This is a genomic window from Curtobacterium sp. PhB172 (genome assembly GCF_003752545.1).
GTDB lineage: Bacteria > Actinomycetota > Actinomycetes > Actinomycetales > Microbacteriaceae > Curtobacterium.
This window is the reverse complement of sequence record NZ_RKIF01000005.1, coordinates 124,302-143,352: the sequence shown is the minus strand read 5'-3', so window position 1 is coordinate 143,352 and position 19,051 is coordinate 124,302. Positions and strand designations below refer to the sequence as shown.

Sequence of the window (19,051 nt, the reverse complement as noted above, 5' to 3'; positions counted from 1 at the left end):
TGCCGCGGCGCGCACCACAGCCGCCGCGCGTAGGTTCCAGCCATGAGTGCAGAGCTGACGCTCGGCGCCGAGGAAGAGCTGCACCTCATCGACCTCGAGTCCGGCCGACTTTCCGCGAAGGCCCCGCGCCTTCTGCCCAAGCTGCCCGCCGACCGCTTCGGCGCGGAACTGCAGCGCACGACCATCGAGACGAACACCCCCGTGGTGCGCACCCTCGACGACCTGCGGCGGGTGATCGTCGACCTGCGCCGAGAGCTCAGCGCCGCGATCGCACCGGCAGGGGTCACCATCGCGTCGGTCGGGACGGCGCCGCGGTCCGAGTACGCCGACTTCGAACTGACCAGCGGCGGACGCTACGGCCGGATGCAGGAGCAGTACCGGATGCTCGTCGACGAGCAGCTCATCTGCGGCCTGCAGGTGCACGTCGGGGTGAGCGACCGCGACCTGGCGGTGCAGATCGCCCAACGGGTCGCGCCGGTGCTGCCGGTGCTGCTGGCCCTGAGCGCGTCGAGTCCGTTCTGGAACGGGCAGGACACCGGGTACTCGTCGTTCCGCAGCATCATCTGGCAGCGGTGGCCGTCGGCCGGCAGCTTCGGACGGGTGTCGAACGCGGCGGAGTACGACAAGGTGCTGGACGACCTGATCGCGTCGGGGGTGATCGCCGACAAGAAGATGGCGTACTTCGACGTGCGGCCGTCGTCGCACGCTCCGACGCTCGAACTCCGGGTCTGCGACGCCACCCCGATCGTCGACGACGCGGTGCTCATCGCCGGGTTGTTCCGGGCCGCGGTGCGGAAGGCCGAGATCGCCGTCGAGTCGGGCGCCGAGTGGCACCCCCGCAGCGAACCCCTGCACCGTGCAGCGATGTGGCAGGCAGCGCGCACGGGGCTGAGCGGCGAACTGCTCGGCCTCGGGCAGCACCCGGACCGCCTGCCCGCCGAGGTCGCCGTCCGGCAACTGGTGTCCCGCCTGCGCCCGGAACTCGAGGAGCTCGGCGACTGGGGCACCGTCACGGACCTGCTCGAGGACACCCTGGCCCGCGGCAACTCCACCGATCGACAGCGCACCGCGTACGCCGAGCGCGGTGAGCTCGACGACGTCGTCGCCCTGGTGGTCGAGGACACCGCCGGCACGCCGTCCGGACGTGACGAGGACCCGGCGGTCGCGGTCCCCGGGTACCGCGTGCGCGCCGGCGACGAAGCGGTCGGCCCCGGTGCCCGCCCCCGTCCGGCGTTCCGCGACCTGGCGACGTACTTCACCGCCTGGGACGCCGACACGACGAACGAGCACTGCGCCGCACGCGACGCCTGGGCCCGCGAGCACGAGGTCGGCTTCGTCGTGGACGGCGGCGTTCAGGCGTTCGGGTGCGACCTGGTGCCGCGGACGATCAGCGCGTACGAGTGGTCGCAGCTGGAGCGCGGCCTCGGGCAGCGCGCACGGGCGATCGAGCTGTTCCTGCGCGACGTGTACGGCGAGCGGCGGATCGTGGCCGACGGGGTCATGGACGAGCACCAGTTCGTCGGTGCGAACGGCTGGGACCCCGACGCCTCGCGCCTGCCCGGTCACGCGGTGCGGGCACCCGTGCTCGGCTTCGACCTGGTGCGGAACGAGTTCGGCGGCTGGCGGGTGCTCGAGGACAACGTGCGCTCGCCCTCCGGGGTGGCGTACGGCATCGCCCTCCGCGAGCTCATGGACGCCGTCGTGCCCGACGCGCCCCGTCCGGCGCTGTTGCGGGATCCGCACGGCGTGACCGACCGCCTGCGCGAGACCCTGCGCACCAACGCGACCGCGGTGACCGGCAACCCGGAACCGGTGCTCGCACTCGTCAGCGACGGCCCAGCCGCCGGCGCGTGGTTCGAGCACCGCAGGCTCGCCGACGGAGCCGGGCTGCGCCTCCTGGCCGGGTCCGACCTGGACGTCCGTGACGGACGCGTGGTCGACGCGACGACCGGCGACGTGCTCGACGGGCTGTACCTGCGGATCGACCGCGACGTGCGGGCCCTGACTGCTGACCACGCGCCGGAGCTGGGCGCCCGCGTCCTCGACGTCGCCGAGGCCGGACACGTCCACCTGTCGAACGCTCCGGGCAACGCCCTGGTCGACGACAAGGCGATGTACGTCAACGTGCCGGACCTGATCTGGTACTACCTGGACGAGAAGCCGCTGCTCGAGTCGGTGCCGACGTACCGCACGAGCATCGAGGGCGAACGCCTGTCGGTCCTCGACCGGGTCGGAGAACTCGTGACGAAGCCGGTCGACGGCGAAGGCGGACGCGGGGTCCTGATCGGGCCGAGCGCGAGCGCTCCCGAGGTGGCCGAGCGACGGCGTGAGATCGCCGCGGATCCTGCTGGTTGGGTCGGGCAGGAAGTGGTGCAGCTGTCGTCGCACCCGACCATCGGACCGGCGGGCCTCGACCCACGGCACGTCGACCTGCGCGCGTTCGTCTACCTGACCGGGACCGGAGCGGACGACGCGCACCTGGCCGACGTCGCGCTGACCCGGGTCGCGCCCGAGGGCAGCATGGTCGTGAACTCGTCGCGCGGCGGCGGGGCCAAGGACACGTGGATCGTGGGATCCGCCGCGACGGCGGCGGCCGAGGGAGAGCGCTGATGTGTGGACTCGCGGGCGAGATCCGGTTCGACGGCACGGCCCCGGACGTCGGAGCGGTGGCGCGGATGACCGGGTGCATGGTGCACCGCGGCCCCGACGGTGACGGGCTGTGGGCACGCGGGCCGGTCGCGCTCGGGCACCGACGGCTGTCGATCGTCGACCTGTCCACCGCCGGTGCGCAGCCGATGGTGCTGCCCCGGGCCGGACTGACGATCGCCTACAACGGCATGGTCTACAACTACGAGCAGCTGCGTGACGAGCTGCGCGGCAAGGGCCACGAGTTCTTCTCGACGTCGGACACCGAGGTCATCGCCGTCGCCTACGCCGAGTGGGGCACGGCCTTCGTCGAGCACCTGATCGGCATGTTCGCCATCGCGATCTGGGAACACGCCAGCGGCCGACTCGTGCTCGCGCGGGACCGGCTCGGCATCAAGCCGTTGTACGTGGCACGGGTACGTGGCGGGCTCCGCTTCGCGTCGTCCCTGCCCGCGGTGCTGGCCGGCGGCGGCATCGACACGTCCATCGACCCCGTCGCCTTCGCGTCCTACATGAGCTTCCACTCGATCGTGCCCGCACCCCGCACGATCCTGTCCGGCGTCGGCAAGCTCCCGCCCGCCACGGTCCGGGTGATCGAGCGCGACGGCACATCCCGCGACACCGTCTACTGGGAGCCGCGGTTCGAACGCGACCCGGGCAAGGCCGACTGGACCGATCGCGACTGGGAGCAGGCGTTCATCGGGTCGCTCCGCACCGCGGTCGAGCGCCGCATGGTGGCCGACGTCCCCGTGGGCGTGCTGCTGTCCGGCGGCATCGACTCGTCCCTGGTCGTCGGACTGCTCGCCGAGGCCGGGCAGCAGGGCCTCGCCACGTTCAGCATCGGCTTCGAGGCTGCGGGCGGTGAATCCGGCGACGAGTTCGAGTACTCGGACCAGGTCGCGGAGCACTTCGGCACCGACCACCACCGCATCCACATCCCCTCGACGCGCCTGCTCGACGGCATCGACGGTGCCGTCGCCGCCATGAGCGAGCCGATGGTCAGCCACGACTGCGTCGCGTTCTACCTGCTGTCGCAGGAGGTCTCGCAGCACGTCAAGGTCGTGCAGTCCGGCCAGGGTGCCGACGAGGTGCTCGCCGGCTACGACTGGTACCCGCCGCTCGCCGACGTCCCCCGCGACCAGGCCGCCGAGGCCTACCGCTCCGTGTTCATGGACCGCCGCTGGCCGGCGCTGCAGGGGCTGCTCGGGGAGCGCTGGAAGAGCGACGACGACACCCCGTCGGCGTTCGTGGACGCTGCGTTCGCGGTTCCGGGCGCGGAGACGAGCGTCGACGCTGCGCTCCGCAGCGACACGATGACGATGCTCGTCGACGACCCGGTGAAGCGCGTCGACAACATGACGATGGCGTGGGGGCTCGAGGCGCGCGTGCCGTTCCTGGACCACGAGTTCGTCGAGCTCGCCAGCGGGATCCCGCCCGCGCTCAAGCTGTCGGACGGCGGCAAGGGCGTCATGAAGCGGGCGTCGCGCGGCACCGTCCCCGACAGTGTCATCGACCGCAGCAAGGGGTCGTTCCCGGTGCCCGCGATCCGGCAGCTCGAGGGCCCCTACCTGGAGCGGGTGCGCACGGCACTGCACGCGCCGGAAGCGCGGGAACGCGGCCTGTTCGACCCGGGTACGGTCGAGCGGATGCTCCAGGACCCGAACAGCACGCGGACCGAGATCGGCGCGAACGCGCTCTGGCAGCTCGGCCTGATCGAGATGTGGCTGCAGCAGCAGGGGGTGCGGTGAACGTGGGTTCCCTCCGGACTGGAGGCGCGGCGAGCGTCGCGTCGTCGGCCGACGTCCGTCCCTCGGTCACGACCAGGGCCGCGGCCGACCTGGGTGAGCGGCTCGCCGCCGCCTGGGGGTCGTGGGGCCCCACCATGACCCGGAACGCCCGGCGCGTGGCGTTCGTGTCCGACCGGCACGGCACCCCCGAGGTGTTCGTGCAGGACGTCGTCGTCGACGGCGAACTGCCCGAACCGGTCCGGATCGCGCTGTCCGACGACCCCGTGATCCGGGTGTCGTGGTCGTCCGACGGGGAGTGGCTCGCCGTGGCGATCGCGACCGACGGCGGCGTGAAGCAGCAGGTCTGGGTGGTCCGGCCGGACGGCACCGACGCCGCGCAGATCGCCGGTTCGCGGTACCAGCACGCCGAACTCGGCCCGTGGAGCCGCAGCGGGCACCGGGTCGTCATCACGCTGCCCTCGACCGAAGCCGACCAGCCGGCCCGCTCGTACCTGGTCGACCCGGTGTCCGGCGACCGCGACGACCTGGCCGTCGGCGAACTCATCCACATCCTCGACCTGTCGGTGGAGGAACGGCTCGTCGTGCTCAGTGACGGGCAGCGTGGGCAGGAGTTCGTCGTCGTGGTCGACCGGCTGACCGACGAGAGCCACGCCCTGTTCGCCGACGACCCCGACGGGTCCGCCGAGATCGCGTTCCTGCGGCCCTCGCCCGCGAGCGAGACCAGCCCCCTCGTCGCCTACGTCGCCACCGAGGCCGGACTGCCCCGCCGCGGACTCGTCGCGCAGCCGGTCGGCCCGCACGGCTGGCGCGGCACACCCCGACGGATCATCGAGCGCGCCGACGCCGAGCTCGAGTACCTCGACGCCGACGACGCCGGTCGGACCCTGCTGCTCGTCTGGAACGTCGACGGGCGCAGCGAGCTCGACCTCATCAACACCCACGACGCCTCGCGCACCCCGGTGCCCGACCTGCCCGGGTACGTCGTCACCGACCCGGTGCTGAGCCGCGACGGCCGGAGCGTGCTGCTCGCCGTCGAGGGACCGACCCGACCCCGCGAACTGTGGCGGCTCGACACGAACGCACTCACCTGGAGCCGGGTCACCGACGTGCCCACGCTGCCGGACGTGCAGCTGGTCGAGCCGACGCTCGAGCGGTTCGCCGCGCGTGACGGACTGGAGCTGACCGGCTGGCTGTACCGGGCGGTGGAGCCGGCCGCGTCGGTGGCGGATGCCGACGACGTGACGCGGGACGTTCCTCCCGGCCCGCGCGCAGCGCTCGTCCACCTGCACGGCGGACCGGAGTCGCAGGAACGACCCACGTTCTCGCCGCAGCACCAGGCGCTCGCCGCAGCGGGCGTGACCGTCCTCGCCCCGAACATCCGCGGATCGTCCGGGTACGGACACGAGTTCGTGCACGCCGACGACCTGGCCCTGCGGTGGAACGCGCTCGCCGACGTCGTGGACTGCGCACGGTTCCTGGTGTCGAACGGGTACGCCGACCGCTCCCGGGTGGCCGTCGAGGGCCGCTCCTACGGCGGGTACGTGACCCTCGCGTCGGTGGCGTTCACGCCCGACGTGTTCGCGGCCGGTGTCGCCGTGTGCGGGATGAGTGACTTCGCCACGTTCTACCGGGACACCGAACCGTGGATCGCCTCTGCCGCTGCGACGAAGTACGGGCACCCCGTCGACGACGAAGCGCTGCTCGCGGCCCTGTCGCCGATGCGTGCCATCGACGACGTCACGGCGCCGCTGCTCGTCGTGCACGGCGAGCTCGACACGAACGTCCCCATCGGCGAGGCGCACCAGGTGGTCGCGGCGCTGCGGGAGCGGTCGCACGACGTCGAGTACCTGGAGCTCGCAGGCGAGGGGCACGAGTACCGGCGGGCATCGTCGCGGGCGCTGCTGGTGCGGCGGATGGTCGAGTTCGTGGCGGCGCGCTTGGCGTGAGGCGCTGGCGGGGTGCTCGCACCGCGCCGTCACGGGGTGCAACGATGCGCCGGCGGCGCTCGCCGCGGGCAGAGAATGGTGGGATGACGACGACTGCGCCGACCTCGACCGCGCTGCCCCGACCGGGAGAGGTCCGCGTGGCCTCGGCAGCGGAGGTCGAGCAGGTCGTCCAACGCGCCACGAACAACTACGCCTCCGGGGTCGTCGCGGACACCGCCGGGTGGGCGGACGGCGATCGTCGGCGGATCGAGGACCTCGGGTTCCGTGGTGGTGATGCCCGCGGTGAAGCGCTCCGGACCCTCGACCTGACGATCGGCGACGACGGCACCCCGACGCGGATGCTCGACGCGCCCGCGATGGCCGCGCTGAACAGCCACCACGCGAGGTTCGCCGAGCGGCGCGGCGACGTGGTCCGCTACCAGACCGACGTGTCGGTGTGGACGGGGATCCCCGAGCAACCCACTGCGCAGGACTGGGAGGACGTCCGGGCGCTGCTCGGGTCGGGCGGGATGCTCGGCGTCGGTGCCGCTGCTGTCCTGCCGTCGGGGTGGGAGCTCGTCGAGGGCGCCGGGGGCGTGCAGCTCACCGGTGAGGCCATCGAGGGGGTCCCCGACGACGAGGCCGTCGTGCTGACGCCCGACGACGTGCCGGAGATGACCGCCCTGGTGGAGCGGACGAAGCCGGGGCCGTTCCTGCCGCGCACCATCGAGCTCGGCACGTACCTGGGCATCCGGCGCGACGGGCGGCTCGTCGCGATGGCGGGGGAACGGTTGCACCCGCCGGGGTGGACCGAGATCAGCGCCGTGTGCACCGATGCGGAGTACCGAGGCCAGGGGTTCGGGCGGCGGCTGGTGCTCGCCGTCGCGCACGGGATCCGGGAGCGCGGTGAGACGCCGCTGATGCACGCGGCTGCCGGGAACACCGGGGCGATCGGGCTGTACCAGCACCTCGGGTTCCGGTTGCGGGACCGTGGGGCGCCCCGGTTCGTGCGGGTGCCCTGACCGGCACTTCGGGGGGTTGACGACCCGAGGGGCGCTCCGCACACTGTCTGGACCGCACCGAGGAGTCCTCGGCGCGCCTGGACAGGGGAGCAACCATCGTGAAGACGTCGTCCGTGACCGCAGGAGCGGTCGCACTCGGGATCGCGCTGACCTCGGTCGTCATCGGGATCGGAGCCGCTGCGCCGGCCGTCGCGGCCACGACGTGCAGCGGGGACCGGGTCACGGTCCAGCAGCTCGCGAGCGGCTGCGCCGTGGCGTCACCGACCGTGGTCCTGCCCGACGGACGGCAGTTCGTCGTGCCGGCGGCGGGGACGACGGTCTCCGCCATGCCCGTCGCAGCGACCGGGGCGGACGACGCCGGCGACGTCTCGATCACGAACACCGGCCGGACGGGCGTCGCCGTGCGCGTCGACGACGTGTGGTCCGGATCGGCGGCGGCCGTGCAGCAGGAACGGACGGCGGTGCGTGCGCGCACGGCGGTGCCGGACCGTGCGGGCGTGGTCTCGCGCGGGGCAGCCACCACGGCAGCGACGAAGGCCGCCACCAGCTGCACCAACACCTCGTACACCCGGCTCGGGTTCCGGTGGACCGCACCGGTGCAGTGGAGCTACAACCCGAACAACCAGAAGGTGACCGGGCCGTCGGCCATCGGTGCCGGAGCCGACGCCTGGACCGGTGCGGTCACGGCGTGCGGCCGGACGATCAACTCGACGGCCGACCAGAAGCACCTCGGAACGCTCAAGCAGTCCATGGGCGTCACGGCGACCGGCGGGTGCGGAACCGCCAACGCGTCGAGCGTCGTCGGGTGGGGATCGCTGCCGTCCGGGACCCTCGGGGTGACCTGTGTCTGGTCGCGGTCCGGCACGGCGGTCGAGACGGACCAGCGGTACTCGACCTCGGTCAACTGGTCCGCCGCAGCGACGTGCTCCGGTGATCGGTTCGACCTGCGCGGGGTGGCCACGCACGAGTGGGGTCACGCGTACGGCCTCGGCCACACGGCGAAGAACAGCGGCCTCGTGATGCGGCCCTCGGCCACGACGTGCGACACCGCACAGCGCGGGCTCGGGCTCGGCGACCTGATGGGGATCGACGCGATCTACTGAGTGGTCCGGGTCCGGGTCCGGGTCCGGGTCCGCCGGTCCACGGTCAGAACCGGGCGAGGGCGTCGCGGAGCATGTCGTGGCCCTGCGCCTCGAAGCCCTCGTCGCCGACGGCGTAGGCCCACGCGGCCGTCCCCACCGCTTCGCGCAGCTGCAGCCACCGCCACGCATCGGGTCCGCGCGGATCGTCACCGTAGCCGGCGAAGAACGCGGCCTCGAGCTCGGGATCGCGCTGCCAGTGCAGCACCGCGAGCCGGGTGAGGTCGAACGACGCCGGGCGCCAGCCGAAGCGGCCGAAGTCGATGACGCGAAGCCGGCTGACGTCGTTCTCGACGTCGACGTCGACGATCCAGTTGCGCGGGTGGAAGTCGCCGTGGGTCGGGACCAGGGGTTCGTCCGGGTGGTCGTGGGGGAGTCGCTCCAGTGCCGCGCGGGTCCGGGCGACGACGTCCGCCGAGATCCGGTGCGGGGCCTCGAGCGCGGCGAGGGCCTTGGCCTGTTCCCGCAGGAGGAACTCCGGATCGTGCCGGGTGCCCTGGTCATGCAGGCGGCGGAGCAGCGTGCCGGCCTGACGGTGGACGTCGGGGGCGTGCTCGTCGGCGGTGCCGAGCGCGAGGTGGCCGGGGACGCGTTCGAGGACCAGGACCCGGTGCTGTCCGTCCGCGGCGACGAGGGCGCCGGTGTCCCCGGTGGCTCGCAGCGCGTCGGTCACGGTCCGGTGCGCCTCGAGTTCGCGCGGGAAGTGCGTGTTCTCCTGGCCCGACGCCTTCACGGTCCAGGCTCGGCCTCCGGCGACGACGTGCAGGACCCTCGTGTCGAGCAGACCCCACGATTCGTCCGCGACGACGACCGCGTCGGGGAACGTCCGGAGCACGAACGCGATCTGGTGGCCGTCGAGTCCGGTGTCGCTCCACTGCATGGCGGCACGTTACCGGAGCCCGGGCGCGTCCCCGCTGCCCCTGTCGCCCGTTCGACGATGGCCGTTCGTGGATTCTCTAGGATCGACGCATGACGAGCACGATGCCCGGGTTCGGGAGCGAGCGCATCGCGCAGCTGGGCCTGCGTGACCGTGTGTACGACCGGGTGCTCGAGTTCCTCATGGGTCACGACGTCGAACCCGGCATGCGCCTGTCGATCGACGGGCTCGCTCGCACGCTCGGCGTCTCCCCGACGCCGGTGCGCGAAGCCCTCGTGCAGCTCGAGCGCACCGGCCTCGTCACCCGAGAAGCGAACAAGGGCTACCGGGTCTCCCCGCCCCTGGCCGGCGACCAACTCGAGGCACTGTTCGACGCCCGGCTCATCGTGGAGAGCGGTGCCGTCGAGCTCGCCGCACGCGGTGACGTCGACGCCCTGCGGGAGCGGCTCGGCACGGCGCTCGACGAGCAGGCTGCGGTGGCCGACGAGGTCGCGGCGGTCGGTGCGGCTGAGGCGTCGGAAGAACTCATGGCCCGGTTCTTCCGGAGCGACTGGCAGTTCCACCAGGTGATCTTCGACGCGACGCGGAACCCGTTCCTCGAGGAGATGTCCGAGATCATCACGACCCGCGTGCACCGGATGCGGCAGATCGTCGAGGGTGGCGGGGACGACACCGACCGCGCCGTGCACGAGCACCGAGCGGTGGTCGATGCCCTCGCGGTCGGGCCGACCGAAGCGGTCGCGGCGATGCGGCACCACATCGACGCCGTCCGGCTCCGGTCGCGCGCGGACGCTTCGCACTCGAGCTGATCGCCACAGGGGTTGCGCTCTGTCGAGGTGCGAGTATCTTTCCTATAGGAAAGAGGTTCACCGCCGAACCCCGACATGCGAAGGAGCATTCCGTGAGCACACCGCAGGACTGGGTCGACCAGGATTGGGACACCACCACCTGGACGTCGGACACCTGGCCGATCGCCGCCTGTCTGCACGGCTTCGCCCAGGTCACGCGCGACGGCACCGCGTTCCACGATGCCCCGGCCGAGGTCTGGGACGACGTGTTCGCCCAGATCGCAGCCGCCGGGTTCTCGCTCGCCGAACTCGCCGACAGCCACATCCGCCCCGCGGACCTCGAGCGATCGCGTCGCGACGAACTGTTCGCCGTCGCGAAGGCGCACGGCATCGGGATCCCCTCGGTGCACCTGCAGCGCAAGAGCGTCATCCAGCCCGGACACGAGGAGGACAACCTCGCCTACGCCCACCGCACCATCGACGCGGCGGCCGAGTGGGGCATGCAGGTGTTCTCGACGGGCCTGCACCAGCCGTTCAACGAGGCCCAGAAGCGCGCGCTGTGGTTCTGGACCGCGCAGGGCCCGAAGGACCCGGACGACCCCGAGGTCTGGAACGCGGCGGTCAAGCGCCTGCGGGAGCTCGGTGAGCACGCTGCCTCCGTCGGACTGCCGATGGCGCTCGAACTGTACGAGGACACCTACCTCGGCACCGCCGACAGTGCCGTGCGCCTGGTCGAGGACATCGGGCTCGACAACGTCGGCCTGAACGCGGACGTCGCGAACCTGATCCGCCTGCACCGGCCGATCGAGGACTGGCGGGAGCTCTTCGCGAAGACCATGCCGCGCACGAACTACCTGCACGTGAAGAACTACACGCGTGACGAGGCCGGCGACGGCAGCTGGGCGACGAGTGCGCCGAGCACCATGGAGACGGGTCTCATCAACTACCGCCAGGTCCTGCGCGATGCCGTCGCCGACGGGTTCCGCGGGATCGTGATGACGGAGCAGTACGGCGGGGACAGCCTCGGCGTCTGCGCTACCAACCAGCAGTACATCCGATCGGTGCTCGCGACCACGAGCGTCGGAACGAAGAACCAAGGAGCAACCCGATGAGCACCCTCGACATCGCCGTCGTCGGATCCGGCTACATGGGCGGCGGGATCGCCCAGGTCCTCGCCCTCGCCGGCCACACCGTCCGGATCGCCGACGTCTCGGCCGAGATCGCCGCGTCCAACCGAGCCCGGCTCATCGCAGAGACCGAGCAGTTCGTCGCGGACGGCCTCTTCCCGGCGGACGCCGTGGCGCGCGTCGACGCCCACCTCAGCGCAGCCGCCTCCATCGAGGAAGCGGTCGCGGAGGCCGACTTCATCGAGGAGGCCGTCCCCGAGAAGATCGAGATCAAGCACGCGACCCTCCGCCGCATCAGCGAAGCCGCCCGCCCCGACGCGATCATCGGCTCGAACACCTCGACGATCCTGATCGAGTCGCTGGCAGAGGCGGTCGTCGGCCCGGAGCGGTTCCTCGGCGTGCACTTCTCGAACCCGGCCCCGTTCATCCCCGGCGTCGAGCTCATCCCGCACCCGACCACGAGCGAGCACGCGATCGCGGTCGGCGAGACCGTCGTCGCCGCGACCGGCAAGCAGTCGGCGCGGGTGAAGGACTCGACCGGGTTCGTGCTGAACCGCCTGCAGTACGCGTTGTTCGAGGAAGCCACGAAGATCGCCGACGAGGGCATCGCCACCCCCGACGACATCGACACCATCGTGCGGACCACGTTCGGGTTCCGCCTGCCGTTCTTCGGCCCGTTCGCGATCGCCGACATGGCCGGCCTCGACGTCTACGCGTTCTGCTTCGAGTCGCTGCAGACCCGCTGGCCCGAACGCTTCGCCACCCCGCCGTCGCTGCAGCAGCACGTCGACGCGGGCGAGCTCGGCACGAAGTCCGGCGCCGGGTACCTCGAGGTGCCGGCCGACCGGACGCCGGAGCTCGTCGCCTACCGCAACAAGGCCTACGTCGCGATGCAGAAGCTGCTCGACGACCTCGGCCCGGCGCCGATCCACTGAGGGGGACGAGCATGAGCAACCAGGACCGCACCGTCGTCCTCACCGGAGCGGCATCACCGCGTGGCATCGGTCGCGCCACCGCCCACCACCTGGCCGAGGCCGGCTGGGACATCGGCATCATCGACCTCGACCAGACCGCCAGCGAGCAGGTCGCCACCGAGATCCGCGAGCAGCACGGCGTCCGTGCGGTCGGCGTCGGCGCGAACGTCGCCGACGAGACCGCGGTCCGGGCGGCGTTCGACACGATCGAGGCCGAACTCGACCCCGTCGTCGCCCTCGTCAACCTGGCCGGCGTCTCGTCCGCGCACGCCTACCTCGACCTGCCCGAGGGGGAGTGGCACCGCGTGCTGTCGATCAACCTCGACGGCGTGCACTTCGCCAGCCTGCGGGCAGCGGAGTCGATGGTGCAGCACGGCTACGGCCGCATCGTGAACCTGTCGTCGGTCTCCGCCCAGCGCGGCGGCGGCACCTTCAGCAAGACCCCGTACACGGTGGCGAAGGCCGGCGTGATCGGCCTGACCCGTGGCCTGGCCCGCGAGCTCGGCCCGCGCGGCGTCACCGTCAACGCGATCGCCCCCGGTCCGATCGACACCGACATCATGGGCGGCACCCTGACCGAGGAGCGCAAGACCGAGATGGCAGCGGACGGCGTGCTGCCGCGCATCGGTACGCCGCGGGACATCGCCGCGGCGATCGCGTACCTGATCAGCGAGGACGCCGGCTTCGTCACCGGCCAGACGCTGAACGTCGACGGCGGCCTGTACATGCACTAGAGCCGACCGGCCACGGATCGCGCGCCGTCCGCGCGACGCGATCCGTGCCTCCCGTCCGACCGGCCGACCGACCGTCGGACGCCCCGAAACCGCACCGTGCTCGCAAAGGAGCGAACCCGTGTCACTTCCCCCTGCCCCCGCGCTCGGGTCGACGAACGACCCCGGCCTCAAGTCCGCCATCGGCAAGGCGACGAAGCACCTGATGCCGATGCTCGTCATCCTGTACTTCGTCGCGTTCCTCGACCGCACCAACGTCGGGTTCGCCGAAGAGGCCCTGAGCGTCGACCGCGGCATCTCCGACGCGGCCTTCGCGCTCGGTGCCGGCATCTTCTTCATCGGCTACGCGATCTTCGAGATCCCGTCGAACCTGCTGCTCAAGCGCTTCGGCGCCCGGTTCTGGCTCGCCCGCATCGCGGTCACGTGGGGCATCGTCGCCGCGCTGTTCGCCTTCACGACGAACGACACGATGTTCATCGTCCTGCGCTTCATCCTCGGTGTGACCGAGGCCGGGCTGTTCCCCGGCGTGATCATGTACCTGTCGGAGTGGTTCCCGAACAAGGTGCGCGTGCGGATGTTCGCGATCTTCTACCTGGCGCAGCCGTTCTCGCAGATGATCGGCGCCCCGTTGTCCGGCGGACTGCTGAGCTTCGGCGACCAGGCGACCCCGTTCCACGGCTGGCAGGTCATGTTCTTCGGCGAGGGGATCCTCGCGGTCCTCGCCGGCATCGCGGCCCTGGTGTTCCTGACGAACAGTCCGCAGCAGGCGAAGTGGCTCGAGCCGGGCGAGAAGCAGTCGCTCACGGCGGCGATGGCGCGCGAGGACACCGCCCGCAGCGCGGACGGCCCGACCGGCATCTGGAAGGCCATGGCGAGCGGCCGGGTCTGGTACTTCACGATCATCTACTTCTGCCTGCAGGTTGCCGTGTACGGCACGACGTTCTACCTGCCGCAGCAGGTCTCCTCGCTGCTCGGGCAGGACGTCGGATGGCAGGTCGGCCTCGTGACCGCGATCCCGTGGCTCGTCGGCCTCGTCGCCTGCTACCTGGTCGGGTCGAAGGCGGACTCTGTCGGTCGCCGCCGTCGCTGGGGCACCATGTTCTACATCACGACCGGGCTGTCGATCCTCGGGTCGGCGTGGGCCGGCGCGAACGGGCAACCGATCCTGGGCATCGTGTTCATCACGCTGGCGGTCGCGAGCTTCCTGGCCGTCGGCCCGATCACCTGGGCGTACCCGACGGCGTTCCTCACCGGGGCAGCCGCCGCGGCGGGCATCGGCCTGATCAACTCGCTCGGCAACCTCGGCGGGTTCGTCGCCCCGATCATGCGCACGGCGATCAACGAGGTGGTGCCGACCGACAGCGGTGCGTTCGGGATCGTCTCGCTGGGGGTCCTGGCGTTCGTCGCGGCCGTGATGATCTTCTGCACGAAGTTCTTCCGGGGGTCGAAGGCGGATGATCTCCTCGACACCTCGCATGTCCGCACCACGACGTCGAAGGAGACGAACGCGTGACCAGACTGTTCAACGACCCGGCGGACTTCGCCGACGAGGCGACCGACGGCTTCGTCGCCGCGAACGGACGATGGGTGCGGAAGGTGCACGGCGGCGTCGCCCGCGCCACCACCAGCCCCGAGGGCACGGTCGCCGTCGTGATCGGTGGCGGCTCCGGCCACTACCCGGCGTTCGGTGGTCTCGTCGGGCCGGGCCTGGCAGCCGGTGCCGCGATGGGCAACCTGTTCGCCAGTCCCAGTGCCCAGCAGGTGGCCGGTGTCGCGCGGGCGTCCGAGCACGGCGGCGGGGTGCTGCTGAGCTACGGCAACTACGCCGGTGACGTCCTGAACTTCGACGCCGCGGCCCGCACACTCGAGGCCGACGGCATCCCGGTCCGCACGGTCCGGGTCGCCGACGACGTGGTGAGTGCGCCCGCGGACCGCGCGCAGGAACGGCGTGGCATCGCGGGAGACCTCTGCGTCTTCAAGGTCGCCGGTGCCGCCGCCGAGCAGGGCCGCAGCCTCGACGAGGTCACGGCCGTCGCCGAGCGCGCCAACGACCGCACGCGGTCGTTCGGCGTCGCCTTCTCCGGCTGCTCGCTGCCCGGTGCCGACGAACCCCTGTTCACGGTGCCCGAGGGGCGGATGGCCATCGGCATGGGCATCCACGGCGAACGGGGCATCGACGAGACGGACGTCCCCACCGCGGACGGCCTGGCGTCGCTGCTGGTGACCCGACTGCTCGACGAGTTGCCGGAGAGCGTGACACCCGACGGCGCGCGTGTCGTCCCGATCCTCAACGGGCTGGGCAGCGTCAAGTACGAGGAGCTCTTCGTCGTCTACCGCTCGGTGCAGCAGCGGCTGGCCGACGCGGGGGTCGTCATCGTCGAGCCCGAGGTCGGCGAACTCGTCACGAGCTTCGACATGGCCGGCGTCTCGCTCACCCTGTTCTGGCTCGACGACGAACTCGAGGAACTCTGGGCAGCAGCCGCGGACACCCCTGCGTACCGCAAGGGCGGTGCCGTCCCGCAGGAACGCGTCGATCCCTCCACCGTGGAGGCGGACGCCGAGGGCGTCGCCATCGGCGCGGCGAGCGGCGAATCGCGCGCGGTCGGCGAGCAGGTCGCAGCCGGCTTCGCCGCCGTCCGCGCGCTCCTCGATGAGCACGCCGACGAGCTCGGACGCATCGACGCCGTCGCGGGTGACGGCGACCACGGCATCGGCATGCAGCGCGGGGCTCACGCCGCAGCGGCCGCAGCCACCGACGCAGTAACCGCCGGCGCAGGTGTCGGTTCCGTCCTGCGGGTCGCCGCAGACGCGTGGTCCGACAAGGCCGGCGGCACGTCCGGTGCGATCTGGGGAGCCGCCCTGGAGGCACTGGGTCGCGTCCTCGGGGACGACGAGCGTCCGTCAGCCGCCACGGTCCAGAGCGCGGTGCACGCCGCCACCGAGGCCGTCCTCGCGTTCGGTGCGACCACCGGCGACAAGACCATGGTCGACGCGCTCGTGCCGTTCGACGAGGTGCTGCGCACCCGGGTCGACGCGGGAGCGTCGCTCGCGGACGCCTGGGCCGACGCCGTCAGCGCCGCCCGCGAGGCCGCCGACGCCACCGCGTCGCTCGTGCCGAAGATGGGCCGCGCACGCACCCACGCCGAGCAGGCCGTCGGCACACCGGACCCCGGTGCGGTGTCGTTCGCGCTCATCGTGGAGACCCTCGCACCGTGATCACCATCGGGGTGTCGCTGAAGACGTACTTCTCGCACGCCCGGACCCTGGAGTGGGCCGCGGCCGTCGCGGAGATCGCCCGGCGGCACCCCGCGACCCGGTCGGGAGCGGCCTCGCTGTTCGTGGCGCCCACGTTCCCGGCGCTCGTGCCCGTGCGCGACGTGCTCTCCGGGTCGGGGGTGCTCCTCGCCGCGCAGGACCTGTCGTGGGCCGACGAAGGAGCGTTCACCGGCGAGGTCTCCGGCGCCGAACTGCTGGAGATCGGGGTGGACCTGGTCGAGATCGGGCACGCCGAACGACGCTCCCTGTTCCACGAGGACGACGCGACCGTCACCGCGAAGGTGCACGCGGCCTTCCGCAACCACTTGCGTCCGCTCCTCTGTGTCGGAGAGACGACCCGGTCCTCCCCGTCGGGTGCAGCGGAAGCGGTGGCGGAGGTGACCGCGCAGCTCGACCGCGGTGTCTCGACGGCCATCGCGGACGGTCTGGCCGGGGCGATGACCGTTGCCTACGAGCCGGTGTGGGCGATCGGTGCGCCCGCGCCGGCGCCGGACGACCACATCGTGGCGGTGCTCGCGGGGATCGAGCAGCACCTCGCCACGCGACCCGAGTTGCGCGGGAGCACCGTGCTGTACGGGGGCAGCGCCGGGCCGGGGCTGCTCACGCGAGGTGCAGGGCGGATCAGCGGGCTGTTCCTCGGTCGGTTCGCGCACGACCCGGCTGCGGTGGAGGCGATCCTCGACGAGGCCGCAGGCTAGGACCCGTCGCGGGTGCCCGCCAGTCCGTGGTCGTGCGCGTAGACCACGAGCTGCACGCGGTCCCGCAGCGCGAGCTTGCCGAGGATGCTCGAGATCTGGGTCTTCACGGTCGACTCGGTGACGTACTCCTTCGTCGCGATCTCGGCGTTCGAGAGCCCGCGGGACGCCCAGCCGAACACCACCCGCTCCCGCTCGGTCAGCGCCTGGAACTCGGGCGGCTGCGGCGCCGGTGCCCTCGCGACGTCGGCCCCGAACAGCTGCGCGAGGTCGTTCGGGGCGATCACCGAGCTGCCCTCGTGCACCGCCCGGACCGCCGCGAACAGGAACGTCGGGGTGGCGTCCTTGAGCAGGAAGCCGCTCGCACCGAGCCGGATCGCGGTCGCGGCGGCGGGGTCGAGGCCGAACGTGGTGAGCACGACGACGCGGGGGAGCGGGCCCTCGACGGCGCCGGAGAACAGCTGCCGGACGGTCTCGACGCCGTCCATGCCGGCCATCCGCATGTCGAGCAGCATGACGTCGGGCCGGAGTTCCTGGATGCGGGCGAGGGCCTCGGCACCGTCCGTGGCCTCGCCCACCACCTGCATGTCGTCCTGGGCGTCGAGCACCACGCGCAGACCGGCGCGGAACAGCGCCTGGTCGTCGGTGAGCAGGATCCTGATCGGTTCGGTCATCGGACGGGTCCCCCTTGGACGTCGAACGGGATGCGGGCGCGTGCGGCGAACACGTCGTCCAGCGCGGCGGCGTCGAACGACCCGCCGAGTGCGGTGAGGCGGGTGTGCATGCCGTCGATGCCCCGGCCGGAGCCCCCGGTGGTGCCGTCACCCACGACGTTCTCGACCTCGAGCACGAGGTCGGCGCTCCGCCAGGTCTCACGGACCACGACGGACAGCCCCGGAGCACCGTGCCGGAGCGCGTTGGTCAGCATCTCCTGCAGCACGCGCCGGGCGGCGGTGCCGGTGTCCGGTCGGAGCGGGACCGGGACGCCCCGCACCGTGCGGTCGACGTCGACCCCGGCGTCGCGGATGCCCTGCACGATCTCCTCGAGCGAGCCAGGATCGGTCGTCTCCCCGGAGCCGTCGATGTGCCCGAGGACCTGCCGGACCTCGAGCAGCGAGCTGCGGGCGGTGCTGGCGATGGTGGCACTGACCTCGCGGATGCGGGCCTCGTCGGCCAGGAACGGGACCGAGTCGGCCTGCGCGATGATCACCGCGAGCGAGTGGCCGACGACGTCGTGCACGTCACGGGCGATGTCGGCGCGGATGCGCTCGGACTCCGCGACGTCGATGGCACGGGTGGCGGTCGCCTCGGCTTCGCTGGCGACGGCCTCGGCACGCGACGCGGCAGCCTCGGCATCGGCTCGACGGACGGATTCGCGGTCGCGCGACCGGAAGGCCCGGACGGCGACCCCGCCCGCCCACACCCCGAGGAGCGCGGTGACCGGTGCGGCCATGGCGAGGAACGCCTGGTCGCGGGGGCCGTTGAGCAGCACCAGGTACCGGAAGCCGGTGACGGCGAGGTAGAACGTCGCGCCGACGCCCGCGACGAGCGCGAGCACCCCGGAGAGGATGACCTCGGTCCGGGTCCCGACGACCGCCGCGGTGCCGATGACGACGAAGATGGCGAGGTCGACGAGTGACGGGCGCTCGCCGCCGCCGACCTGGATGATCCCGAGGACGACCACCATGAGCATCGCCGCCGACGGGGAGACTCGTCGGAGCGCGATCGCGCCGGCGGCAGCGAGCACGGCGAAGAAGCTCGCGTGCTCGAGCTCGACCTCGAGCGGCAGCAGGAAGACCAACGCCGCCAGGACCGCCCACGCCACGTCGACGACGATCGAACGGGTGGCGAGCGGCCGGATGAACGTGCGCCGGTCCGTCACGGCTCGATCATCGCATGCCGCCCACGCCGGGCAGCGCGGACCGACGTCACGCGCCCGGGGTCATGGCGGCGAGGGCGATGACGGTGGTGGCGACGATCGCGGCGCAGAGCAGCAGCGTGGCGATCGTGTGTTTCGTCGAGGACTCCATGTCTCCAGACTCGCGGTCCGGAGTCGCCGGGGCATCGGGCGCAGGAGCGAAGCGCTTCGTCCCTGCGGGTGAA

15 protein-coding genes are annotated in these 19,051 nt (G+C 72.0%); 12 read left to right on the top strand and 3 right to left on the bottom strand.

Annotated elements, in window-relative coordinates; all coding sequences use genetic code 11:
- The first annotated feature begins 42 nt into the window (after positions 1-42).
- From EDF42_RS01665 to EDF42_RS01645, 5 genes are all read left to right on the top strand, one after another.
- Entirely contained in the window at positions 43-2,610 is a 2,568-nt protein-coding gene (locus EDF42_RS01665; RefSeq protein WP_123671281.1) for a carboxylate--amine ligase/circularly permuted type 2 ATP-grasp protein, read from the top strand.
- Positions 2,610-4,394, top strand: a complete 1,785-nt coding sequence (locus EDF42_RS01660; RefSeq protein ID WP_123671563.1) for an N-acetylglutaminylglutamine amidotransferase — start codon at positions 2,610-2,612, stop codon at positions 4,392-4,394. Before EDF42_RS01665 ends, EDF42_RS01660 begins: the two co-directional genes overlap by 1 nt.
- Positions 4,395-4,396: 2 nt before the next feature.
- Positions 4,397-6,340 carry a prolyl oligopeptidase family serine peptidase gene (locus EDF42_RS01655; RefSeq protein WP_260234977.1) on the top strand — a complete coding sequence of 648 codons (1,944 nt, stop codon included), beginning with the start codon at positions 4,397-4,399 and terminating at the stop codon, positions 6,338-6,340.
- A gap of 83 nt (positions 6,341-6,423) precedes the next feature.
- Positions 6,424-7,341: a GNAT family N-acetyltransferase gene (locus tag EDF42_RS01650; RefSeq protein ID WP_221180995.1), complete on the top strand. Its 918-nt coding sequence runs from the start codon at positions 6,424-6,426 to the stop codon at positions 7,339-7,341.
- A gap of 113 nt (positions 7,342-7,454) precedes the next feature.
- Positions 7,455-8,444: a matrixin family metalloprotease gene (locus tag EDF42_RS01645; RefSeq protein WP_148067590.1), complete on the top strand. Its 990-nt coding sequence runs from the start codon at positions 7,455-7,457 to the stop codon at positions 8,442-8,444.
- Positions 8,445-8,487: 43 nt separating this feature from the next.
- Here the strand turns inward: EDF42_RS01645 and EDF42_RS01640 are convergent, their stop codons facing one another.
- Complete coding sequence (locus EDF42_RS01640) at positions 8,488-9,360, bottom strand: phosphotransferase family protein (RefSeq protein ID WP_123671278.1); 873 nt, start codon at positions 9,358-9,360, stop codon at positions 8,488-8,490.
- 89 nt (positions 9,361-9,449) lie between these two features.
- Between EDF42_RS01640 and EDF42_RS01635 the strand changes: the two genes are divergently transcribed.
- The 7 genes from EDF42_RS01635 (at position 9,450) to EDF42_RS01605 (ending at position 16,951) form a co-directional block, all read left to right on the top strand.
- The gene (locus tag EDF42_RS01635; RefSeq protein WP_123339287.1) at positions 9,450-10,166 is read left to right on the top strand and encodes a GntR family transcriptional regulator; all 717 of its coding nucleotides are present in this window, start codon (positions 9,450-9,452) and stop codon (positions 10,164-10,166) included.
- Between the two features lie 92 nt (positions 10,167-10,258).
- A complete protein-coding gene (locus EDF42_RS01630) occupies positions 10,259-11,257 on the top strand; it encodes a sugar phosphate isomerase/epimerase (protein WP_123671277.1) in 999 nt (332 codons plus the stop codon).
- Positions 11,254-12,207 carry a 3-hydroxyacyl-CoA dehydrogenase family protein gene (locus tag EDF42_RS01625; protein ID WP_123339285.1) on the top strand — a complete coding sequence of 318 codons (954 nt, stop codon included), beginning with the start codon at positions 11,254-11,256 and terminating at the stop codon, positions 12,205-12,207. The genes EDF42_RS01630 and EDF42_RS01625 overlap by 4 nt, the downstream gene beginning before the upstream one ends.
- A gap of 11 nt (positions 12,208-12,218) precedes the next feature.
- Positions 12,219-12,980, top strand: a complete 762-nt coding sequence (locus EDF42_RS01620; RefSeq protein ID WP_123339284.1) for an SDR family NAD(P)-dependent oxidoreductase — start codon at positions 12,219-12,221, stop codon at positions 12,978-12,980.
- 118 nt (positions 12,981-13,098) lie between these two features.
- Positions 13,099-14,490, top strand: coding sequence for an MFS transporter (locus tag EDF42_RS01615; RefSeq protein ID WP_123339283.1), 1,392 nt, complete (start codon positions 13,099-13,101; stop codon positions 14,488-14,490).
- Positions 14,487-16,193, top strand: coding sequence for a dihydroxyacetone kinase family protein (locus EDF42_RS01610; RefSeq protein WP_123339282.1), 1,707 nt, complete (start codon positions 14,487-14,489; stop codon positions 16,191-16,193). Before EDF42_RS01615 ends, EDF42_RS01610 begins: the two co-directional genes overlap by 4 nt.
- Positions 16,190-16,951: a triose-phosphate isomerase family protein gene (locus tag EDF42_RS01605; protein ID WP_123339281.1), complete on the top strand. Its 762-nt coding sequence runs from the start codon at positions 16,190-16,192 to the stop codon at positions 16,949-16,951. The genes EDF42_RS01610 and EDF42_RS01605 overlap by 4 nt, the downstream gene beginning before the upstream one ends.
- On the opposite strand, the gene EDF42_RS01600 is transcribed toward EDF42_RS01605, so the two are convergent.
- Entirely contained in the window at positions 16,948-17,622 is a 675-nt protein-coding gene (locus EDF42_RS01600; protein ID WP_123339280.1) for a response regulator transcription factor, read from the bottom strand. The two genes, EDF42_RS01605 and EDF42_RS01600, sit on opposite strands and share 4 nt — an antisense overlap.
- Positions 17,619-18,830: a sensor histidine kinase gene (locus EDF42_RS01595; RefSeq protein WP_123339279.1), complete on the bottom strand. Its 1,212-nt coding sequence runs from the start codon at positions 18,828-18,830 to the stop codon at positions 17,619-17,621. Before EDF42_RS01595 ends, EDF42_RS01600 begins: the two co-directional genes overlap by 4 nt.
- Between the last annotated feature and the right edge of the window lie 221 nt (positions 18,831-19,051).